The organism is Limnochordia bacterium (assembly GCA_023230925.1).
Lineage (GTDB): Bacteria > Bacillota > Limnochordia > DUMW01 > DUMW01 > JALNWK01.
In genome coordinates this window covers 18,779-28,275 of sequence record JALNWK010000039.1, presented here as the reverse complement: position 1 = coordinate 28,275, position 9,497 = coordinate 18,779, and the positions used below count along the sequence as shown (strand labels likewise).

Genomic DNA, 9,497 nt, shown 5'->3' with positions numbered 1-9,497 from the left:
TTATTCCTTGTCCAGCAAACAAAAAAAGACCCGCGTCTAAACGACTTAGGTCTTACTCCAAGTGTCTCATTTAATATGCTTGGATCATGCAGTTTTTGTCTCAAATAATGTGGTGCCTAACACAAATAATCCTAATGGCTCTGCGGAAGTGACGGTAGGCGATGGACAAGTTGTCTGTTGGAGAGGGTTAGTCAATTCTACTCCCGATCATGACTAGCAGAGGCGAGGTAAGATTTGCTTTGCTTCAAATGGAAGCTAACTGACTGCCTGATCCTCAACAGATGATGGCTTAGTCTATAACATGATGATTCACTAAATTTCGTGTTAATAAGGGAGGATCTTTTCTCTTCGCTCCAGAATATGGTAATAGCAGATAAGCACTGTTTCGAGGATGTTCTGATACATTACCGGAGTATTGTTCTAAGCAATAGTTTGGCATGCGCGCTTGATACTTAAATCAGAATACTGTCCCGGAGGCTATTATTACCTGGGATTATACGAAAATACAAACTGACAAAGGGAGGATGATCGTGAGAGAGAATTTGCTGGACAAACACTTATTGTGCCTAGTTGGTACTAATCCACTACCAGTTTATGTTGCCTGTATGAGCTGCAAGGACGAATTCTCGCAAGGCACATTGATTCATACGGATACGCCGAGTATTAGGGAGAATGCAGCAAATCTCAAAGAAGAGCTGGCGAAACAGGGACTGAGCTATTGTACCGCAACCATCGCCCGGGCTGAACCTGATGAGATTGAAGCAACAATGCGCTCATTGGTCAAGGATTATGTACAAGAAGGGATCAAGCATCTGGAGCTAAACTACACTGGTGGGACCAAAGCCATGGCGGTGCATTGTTGGAGCGCTTTGCGGGAAGAGGCAGAAAAGGAGGGGACTTCGTTCACCGTTAGTGCTAGCTATCTAGATTCAAAGCCCCATCGTATCATTCGTCATCAGGGCAATACTACTCAAACTGCTATTCGTGATGCCCGGAGGAATTGTCCTATCAGTCTTGACCAACTGAGTCGGTTACACAAGTGCAGATTAGAACCACGCGAGATGAACCGAGAGAAATTCGTTGCTCTCAGCTATAAACTCGGCCAGTACTATCTTAGACAGAATGCCGGAGAAACAGAATGGGACAAGGCTGTGTATGATGAAGCATTGCAGGCTGAAATGGATCGCTGGGAACACGATTCGCCTAAAGACAAAATGATGGATAAGTGGCTCGAGGGTTATACCCTAAAGCATCTTTCAGAAGCTTTCGAGGAGTTGCAGGCATTAGGGTTTTCCTGCGAGTCCCATGGTAGTACTAGGTTTTATAAGGGGAAGGCCGAGAAGTCCGCAGAGCTGGATGTGGTCGGTATTGTGGGTTACCAATTGATCATCTTCTCATGCAGTACAACGAAAAGCGAGAAAGATATAAAACACAAGGGGTTTGAGGCCATAACTCGGGTGCGACAACTGGGCGGTGATGAAAGCAGGGCGGTTGTTATTTCGTTACTTAATCCGACACGGACTGACGCTGTGGAAAAGGATTTAATGCAAGATATTGGTAGTCCAGGGTCGCCTCTGGAGATTTGGGATGTAGAGCGGTTGCCAGAGGATAGGTTTAAGGAACATCTCTCTAGATATCTTCGCCGTCTAAGTCGAATATAGGGGGTGATTAGATGAGGGTAATGGCGCTCTTTACGGTGCAAGGAATCCAGCGATACATCTTTGCTAGTAACCGACTAAAGGAAAACTTGGGGGCCTCAGAGCTATTGCGCTGGTCACTTGAGGAAGGTCTTAGAGAAGAAATAAAGCATGACCCCATTTATGCTGGCGGTGGCAACGCAGTATATATCTTGCCAGATGAACAAACAGCTGCAGAAGTGATCAGAGTGTGGAGCCTGAAGCTGCTCAAGGAAGCGCCGGGGCTGCAAGGTGTGGCGGCCTATCACTGCATAGAGGGGCACAACTATGTTGCCGCATACAAAGCCGCATTAGCCAAGCTGGATCGCCTAAAGGATCGCACCTTGGGTGGGGCTCCGTTAATGGCTCTACCCATCGTCAAGCAATGTAGAAGCACTGGCCTTGCTGCTTGCCTGGTAGATGAAGATAAGGACTATTGCTTGAGTCGTGAGGCTATCTTAAAGAGAAAAGTAGCCAGGCAAGCATTGGTGCGGATGAGCCAGGCGCTAAGAAATGGCTTAGGCGATGATTATGACTTTGTTCCAGATTTTTCGGATTATGAAGGTTCCCATGTAGCTGTGGTCTACATTGACGGAGACGGTATGGGGGATCTTTTGATTAGAGTCATCGAGGATTGTCCCAACGAGGAAGAGTTACAAATTCATTTGAACAACTTCTCCCAGTCCATCAAAGAGGCTACTAACCAGGCCTACGAAAGGGTGGTGCAGAAACTAGTACGTTTAGTTGAGCGGAAAGAATTTGAAGAGTGGCGTAAGAAGGGTCTGCTTCCCCTGCGCCCAATCATTCATGGTGGTGATGATATTACCTTTATTACCCTAGGCTCCCTCGGGCTTACCCTTGCGGCGGAGTACCTGCGAGAGTTTTCTAAGGGTAGAGGCGCTAACCTGCATGGGAGCTACCAGCCGATTACTGCCTCCGCAGGAGTGGCCATCGTGCCTGTCAAGTTTCCTTTTGCCAAGGGCTATGCATTGGCAGAGGAGCTCTGTAATAATGCGAAGAACAAACGTCGCGAGGTTAACCGGGGTGGTAGTTGGCTTGACTTTCAGTTGGTTCAAGATGCCATTACATCTGATCTCGATAGCCTCAGAGATGCTCTGTATGCCCATCGAGAGGGGAAACAACTGTGTGCTCGTCCCTACCAAGTATGGGGAAATAGTAGTCAAGATAGATACGACCAGTTCCATAATTTGTGGCGAGCGTTTCGCGACTGGCCAATAAATCGCGCCAAAAGATTGCTTGAAGCTTTGGTGGAGGGGGAAGCGGCTACAACGGCGCTGGTTGAGCAATTTGAGCATCGTAACTATAGGTTACCGGAAGTGGAGGGGTTCTCTCTACATGGCGCCTGGGATGGTTCGAACACACCCTACTATGATCCATTGGAGATGCTCGATCACCATGTTGATGCCGGGGAAGGAGGGAGTCCATGACTAGTTTGCAGCTTAAGATTCAAATCCTGTCACCAACCACCCTTGGCGCTGGCCAGGAGCGGCGGGGTACCGTCGATACGGACGTCGTCTTTGATGACTATGGTCTGCCCTACATACCAGGAAAACGTCTCAAGGGTCTCTGGCGAGATGCCTATCAGGATGTTGGCGATGCTTTATGGGAAGATGGGATACAGCTACCTATCGCGGACGAGCTGTTCGGAGAAAGAGGAGCTGCAGTGGGTGGTCCGTTGATAATCGGTGATGCTTACTTGCCTGCAAAGGCGAGTATGCAGCCATGGTTACACTGGTTCATATATCGGGAGAAACCACTGTTTTCAAAATATGACGTGCTGGAGACTCTTACCTCGATCCGCAGACAGACTGCCATCGACTACGATTCTGGTGCGGCAAAGAAGGACACCCTGCGGAGCATCCGGGTGGTGAATCCGGGTCAAGTCTTCGTTGCCGATATTACCTTGCAGATGGGCCGCAGCCTGACCCAAAAACAGTTGATGGGCCTGGCCCTTGCGGCTTCTGGGTTAAAATGCCTCGGGGCAAGTCGCACCCGGGGTTTTGGGGCAGTTCGTTGTAGCCTCGAAAGAGCTGGGATGGACTTATCGGCAAAGGCCATCGATTTTCTCCTAGGCAAAGCCACAATTGATGAGTTCCCTGTCTTAAAGGGCAGTTCAGGGAGCCCTCTAAAACTGGAACGAGGGAAAGATGACGGAAGGTTGGCTGCTTTGCAATTTAGCTTGACTTTGCATCGACCGGCTATCTGTGCCCGACTGTGGGGCGATTCCTACACGGTTTCTACCTATCGGTACATCCCAGGTAGCACCATTAAAGGGGCAGTAGCCTGGGCATATATTAGAAACCTGGGTGGTGTAGACGATGACTTCCAGAGACTCTTTGTCGATGGAGGTCTGCGGTTTCTCAATGCTTACCCGATGGCCGATGGACGCCGAAGTCTTCCCATCCCCCGTTCCATTAGAAAGGAAAAGGGTGATGAGTTCAGGCTTTATGATTTAGCTTACTACCAGTGCATCGATGAACCTGTAGAACTACCAAGACTAGAGCGACAGCTGGGATTTGCGGTTGCTGGTCCTGGTAATAAGAACGTTAAGGTGCCGGTAGCGACGCGTCTATCTCCCCATCATGTCCGGGCGCAAGACCGTCGGTTTGGCCGGGCTAAAGGCAATCCCTCTGACGATGATGATCATACCCATGACGGCACCTTCTTTTCCTATGAGTCCATTGAAGCGGGGCAGAGGTTTGCCGGGGTGATCCTCGGTTCAGCCTCGGACCTGGAGTTTGTGAAAAGGTTCTTACAGGAGCAGGGGACGATCTGGGTCGGGCGTTCCAAGGGGGCTGAGTACGGAGGTAATGCTACGATTGACTTGGGCGCTGTAGAAGTTGTGGACGAAGATGGTTTCATGGAAGGCTGGGCCCCTGCTGCTACGACAGGAAGCTGCCTTGTGGTCAACCTTCTTTCTCCCCTACTTAGTACTAACGGCAATGGTCACCCGGCGCCTGAGTTTCCCAAGGAGGAACTAGCAGAGTTAATGGGGGTAGCCCCTGAGGCGTTACAAGAAGTAGCGCAGTTTTCCCGGATGGAATGGGTAGGGGGGTATCAGTCCCATCTTGGTTTTCCCCGGACCCAATGGCCAGCTTTGGCTTCGGGAAGCACTTGGGTCTTTGCGGTCGCAACTGATCACAAAGTGGATCTCAGTCGAGAGCGCAACGAAGGACTAGGCTTGCGTAAAGATGAAGGCTTTGGCCGGATCAGCCTAGGATTTGGTGCTGCACCACGTTGGACGCTAGGTAAGGCCGAGTCAGAGTGGATTTTCTATCCGACCGGGGCGGTACCTGAAGAGGTGCTGCAGGTGGTGGAGGAAATCATTCTCCGTCAGGCCTATGATGAGGTGAGCATAATCGTAAACCAGGTGGAGGTAATAGGGCCCCTTCCTACAAAATCGCTCCTGGGCAGACTGGGTATGATGCTACGTAGCGGCTTGAGCATAGCGAAGAAAAGCATCGAGTCTTTGCGAGATCGGGCCAGGGAACCTTTGGAGAAGTGCTACTTGCAAGGGGTCATAAGGGAAGACCATAAGAAGGTTAGTCTGAAGAAACATCTTGTAGAAGTGTTCGCTTCTCCGGAGAAGACGGCTGAGATTCTCGTTGCAGAACGGGTGATTGGCAGGGCGAGATATAACTGGTCTGAATGGGAAGAGTCCCGGCAGGTTCAGGAACGCTTGCTGGCTGATCCCGCAGTTGTGGAAAAGTTGTGTTATCGGTATCTTGTGGAACTCCTGGCCAAGCTGAGGAGGCAGGCGGACAAGAGGGGGGATGGCATATGAAGGACACCGACACCGTGATTAAGCGAGTGTATGCCCGGGGGGAGTGGGTCCTATTATCCCCGGCCCACTTTGGGTGCCCATCAGAAACCGAAGTCGATATGGTGCTCATTCGAGACCAGGATGGAGAGCCGTTCATACCAGGCACCTCTATTGCCGGTGCAGCTAGACATTATCTCTTTTACCGCTACGGTCGAAATGATGATCTGGCGCGACAGTTGTTCGGGGGCAGTGGTCGTGAGGATCAGATGAGCAAGGTCATTGTACGAGACGCGCGGATTTGTACTAGTGCTAGAAGCCGGACGCTTCTGCGAGACGGTGTGTCCATCTGCCCGAAAACCGGTACAGCCATCGACACGAAAAAATATGATCTGGAGGTTATTGACACTGGCACTCGCTTCTTGATGCAGTTGGAGTTCGTGTTACATCAAGGCGATGATCGTGCTCTGGAGGGCTACTTTTATGGCCTCCTCCACGCGCTTGCTTTGGGGGAGATGCAGCTTGGGGCACGGACAAGGCGAGGTTATGGTCGGGGGCAAGTGGACAATTGGGATATTCGAGTTCTTTCTATGAACAAGCTTAGCCATGTCGCCGCTTGGCTCACCGATCAGCCCTGGGATGTGGAGGATGCCCAAGTTGCTTTGTCAGAGCGGGTAGTGAAACTTGCCGACCACCGGGCCTGGTTTAAGGCGACGCTGGACCTGCATCTAAAAACTTCGCTCCTGGTACGAAGTTATGTGGAGTCTCCCGGAGCGCCGGATATGGTTCATGTCCACGCTGATCAAAAGCCCGTACTTCCTGGAACAAGCATTGCCGGTGCTTTGAGGAATCGAGCTGTGCGCATTGTGAATACCCAAGGTTGGCCCATGAAGTTGGTGGATGATTTGTTCGGTCCCCTCGAAGGAGAGGAGGAGTCCCTGTGGGCTAGTAGACTCCTGGTGGAGGAGGTTCCCCTGGAGAACGTGGCACCAATGGTGCAGGGGCGGGTCGCCATCGATCGGTTTACCGGCGGGGCCCTAAGTGGTGCCCTGTTTGATGAAGCCGCTGTTTGGCCTACGGGTCCGGGACCCCATTTCATCCTGAAACTAACGATCGAAGAGCCAAGGGAGCCGGAGATCGGGTTATTGCTCTTGGTATTAAAGGATTTGTATGTAGGCGACCTGCCCATCGGTGGCGAGGTGGGTATAGGTAGAGGTGTTGTGATGGGCACTAAGGCAGAGCTCAAACGGCGATTCTCCGATGGCAGGGAGTCTGTCTGGTCATGGGAATCGCCCCTCGGAGAGCCAGAGAAAGTAGTGCCTGGTCCTGGGCAAGATTTGGACGAGTTAAGTTATCTGGTGCTGGAGCTGGTGGAAAATTACGGGCAGGGGGGATGTGCGTGACCCGCTGGGATGATTTGTTGGTACCGTTAACCGTTGAGCATGTGCTTGTTTACGCTAAGGAGCTTATGGATAATGACTTCCCTTGGGCTTGGGCCTTTGTCCAGGAGCCATCCTTTGTCGGGTTAGGCGTGGTAACTAAAGAACGGCTGTACTTGCGAAACCAGGTGGATTGGGCGCGACTTACGGACTTACGCATATTTACAAATCGGGGTGAGTGGCACCTTTGGCAGAAAGGAAGCCAAAGATGGGGACGCAGGCTCAGGCTCAGATCTGCTGAGACAGAAGTGATTTCCGAGCGCCACCCTCTTTGGGGTACTAAGGTAGCGCAGGTGGATGATCTTTGGTGGGTTGCACATGAGCAACGGGGCTTTTCGCTCTTTGTCCCTGCCATGTTTACCGAGCAGGATTTGCCCCTCTGCCTTGAGGTTAACCAGGTGGCAGATTACGATCGGGAAACGCACTTAGCGCAGATTGTGGATGCTTTTCTTACAGGGTTATCTACAGCTTGTGGTAAACCTCTCCACCCTGCGTTGCCAGAGCTGAAGGGAGGTAGTTGGGATGTCTAAAAACCGGTTTCAGCATGTGGGTTCGGTGGCTAAGGAACGAGCCGGTAGGGCACCCTATAACTTTGTTCCTCCTCCGGAGGAGGTCTTTACGTTAGATGGAAAAGCCGTGCCGGATATGGATGGCTACCACGATCAGCTATTTACAGGTTGGATTGACTACCGAATCGAGTGCTTAACCGACACATATATTCGCGGGATGTGGCCGTTGCAGGAAAATAGAGCAGGCGTTCAAACAGAACCCTTCTCAGTGGGCAAAGAACCAGTAATACCCGGGAGCAGCCTGCGGGGCATGATCCGTACGCTACTAGAGGTGTTGAGCGCAGCACCCTTGCGGCAGATGCATGACGGGCAATTATTCATGCGCGTAGTCGGATCTAATCCAAATCACCAATCTAAGAGCTATGAACCCACTGCGAAGCTTTATGCTGAACAAATGGCAGATGAAAAGGTAAAGGCCGGCTACTTGTATGTAGAAGGAAAAAGATGGTTCATCCGGCCTGCGACACCCATTAATGACGATTTGGATGCAGGTTACGCTCAGTATAGGTGCAGTGAACAGTGGAAGCGTAAGGAAGGCTTTTTCCGAGTGGAGGGAAAATGTGTTACTAAGTTCACCGAGAGAAGGGAGGAAGACTGTACGCATCGTGGCTGGCTGGTTTGTTCTGGAAGCATGCAGAAAAAGAAGAGACAGTGGGTAATCAATGAGGAGGATCCACAGGCGGAGGAGATTGAGATTCCCAGAGGGGATGTTGATGCCTATCTAGAGTCTGGTTACACGCCGATCCTTGAGAAAAATAAGGACTTCATCTTCGGACAAAAGGGGCGGGGGACGCCCTGCTTCTTTGTAGAATGGGACGCAAACGGTGAAAAACATGTCTCTTTCGGGCATACGCGCTATTTCCGTTTCCCCTACGAGAAGCGGACGGTAGACGCTAATCCCTATTATGGGGTGTATGATGACAAAGTAGATTTTGTCCAGGCTCTATTCGGTAGAACGGCAAGCAGAGGAAAAGATGGTGCTGAACTAGCGGTTTGGCAGGGACGAGTCTTCTTTGAGGATGCGTTCTTGGTGGAGCCGGCAGAAAAAGGGGCGTACCGGGATAAGGCAGTACGACTGAAAATCCTTAGTCAACCAAAGCCCACCACCTACCAGCATTACTTGACACAAAGCTCCGATAAGGTTACTCAGGTAAAGCATTGGGACTCTGAAGATGCTACCATCAGGGGCTTTAAGTTCTACTGGCATCGTCCCGGCGCCGATTATGTGTGTCGGTCTCGAGAACATCAAGGAGAGACGGAACACCATACTTATGTGCAGCCTGTCCTAAGGGGCAATGTCTTTAAAGGCCGCATTCGGTTTGAGAATTTGACCCCAGACGAATTGGGCGGTCTGTTGACAGTTTTGGATTTACCAGAAGGCTGTGCACATAAGATTGGGATGGGAAAACCCTTGGGATTGGGCAGCATTAGAGTGAAAGATATCAAGGTGTACCGGACCGTACGGCAAGAACGCTATACTTGGCTTTTCGATAGTACGGGGAACCTAGATACAGGGGTAATACCCGTTGAGAATACCCAGATGCTACAAGATCGCTTTGCGGAAAGAGTGAATCCCGAAGTAAAAACAGTCGAGGAGCTTTGGCAGACAGAACGCTTACACGAGCTACACTGTATGTTGAAATTTGATGGACTACCCAAGGACTGGAACCATAGAACACGGTATCTCTTCTTCGGAAGAATTAACGGAAAGAACTACAATGAGTATATCGAGAACAACGTACCGAATGGAGAAGGATATGAGAAACGGCGGGTGTTGCCTAAACCTTCCACAGTGTTGAAGGGCAATGTGCCGAACGACCGGATGCCTCCCTTTGAAGGGACCTGCAAGTAACAGAAGTAAGAACTCTCAGACAATCAGAGTTGCCTAAGGTCGATGGCTGCAAGGGAGGTTCCTAGGTGAATATGATCAACCGCGAGAGGCAAAGAGCGTGCTAAGCAGAATATGAACGACTAAACACAAGGTGAGGAGGCACCGATCCCAGGATGGAAACTATGGATTTTGATTGGCCAT

General features: G+C 50.7%; 6 protein-coding genes. All 6 read left to right on the top strand.

The window, feature by feature from the left end; all coding sequences use genetic code 11:
- Positions 1–530 precede the first annotated feature (530 nt).
- The 6 genes from M0Q40_09355 to M0Q40_09330 are packed head-to-tail and all read left to right on the top strand — an operon-like array spanning position 531 to position 9,317.
- Positions 531–1,661, top strand: coding sequence for a hypothetical protein (locus M0Q40_09355; GenBank protein ID MCK9222806.1), 1,131 nt, complete (start codon positions 531–533; stop codon positions 1,659–1,661).
- An 11-nt stretch (positions 1,662–1,672) separates the two neighbouring features.
- On the top strand, positions 1,673–3,124 hold the full coding sequence (locus M0Q40_09350; protein MCK9222805.1) for a hypothetical protein: 1,452 nt from the start codon (positions 1,673–1,675) through the stop codon (positions 3,122–3,124).
- The gene (locus M0Q40_09345; GenBank protein MCK9222804.1) at positions 3,121–5,481 is read left to right on the top strand and encodes an RAMP superfamily CRISPR-associated protein; all 2,361 of its coding nucleotides are present in this window, start codon (positions 3,121–3,123) and stop codon (positions 5,479–5,481) included. The genes M0Q40_09350 and M0Q40_09345 overlap by 4 nt, the downstream gene beginning before the upstream one ends.
- Complete coding sequence (locus M0Q40_09340; GenBank protein ID MCK9222803.1) at positions 5,478–6,860, top strand: RAMP superfamily CRISPR-associated protein; 1,383 nt, start codon at positions 5,478–5,480, stop codon at positions 6,858–6,860. Before M0Q40_09345 ends, M0Q40_09340 begins: the two co-directional genes overlap by 4 nt.
- Positions 6,857–7,426, top strand: coding sequence for a CRISPR-associated protein Csx19 (csx19, locus tag M0Q40_09335; GenBank protein MCK9222802.1), 570 nt, complete (start codon positions 6,857–6,859; stop codon positions 7,424–7,426). The genes M0Q40_09340 and csx19 overlap by 4 nt, the downstream gene beginning before the upstream one ends.
- Positions 7,419–9,317, top strand: a complete 1,899-nt coding sequence (locus M0Q40_09330; GenBank protein MCK9222801.1) for a TIGR03986 family CRISPR-associated RAMP protein — start codon at positions 7,419–7,421, stop codon at positions 9,315–9,317. The genes csx19 and M0Q40_09330 overlap by 8 nt, the downstream gene beginning before the upstream one ends.
- Positions 9,318–9,497 lie beyond the last annotated feature (180 nt).

Bases quoted from the DNA above. Each gene is read 5' to 3' on its own strand.
- M0Q40_09340 (MCK9222803.1), top strand. From the start codon at position 5,478: ATGAAGGACACCGACACCGTGATTAAGCGAGTGTATGCCCGGGGGGAG.
- M0Q40_09345 (MCK9222804.1), top strand. From the start codon at position 3,121: ATGACTAGTTTGCAGCTTAAGATTCAAATCCTGTCACCAACCACCCTT.
- M0Q40_09330 (MCK9222801.1), top strand. From the start codon at position 7,419: ATGTCTAAAAACCGGTTTCAGCATGTGGGTTCGGTGGCTAAGGAACGA.
- M0Q40_09350 (MCK9222805.1), top strand. From the start codon at position 1,673: ATGAGGGTAATGGCGCTCTTTACGGTGCAAGGAATCCAGCGATACATC.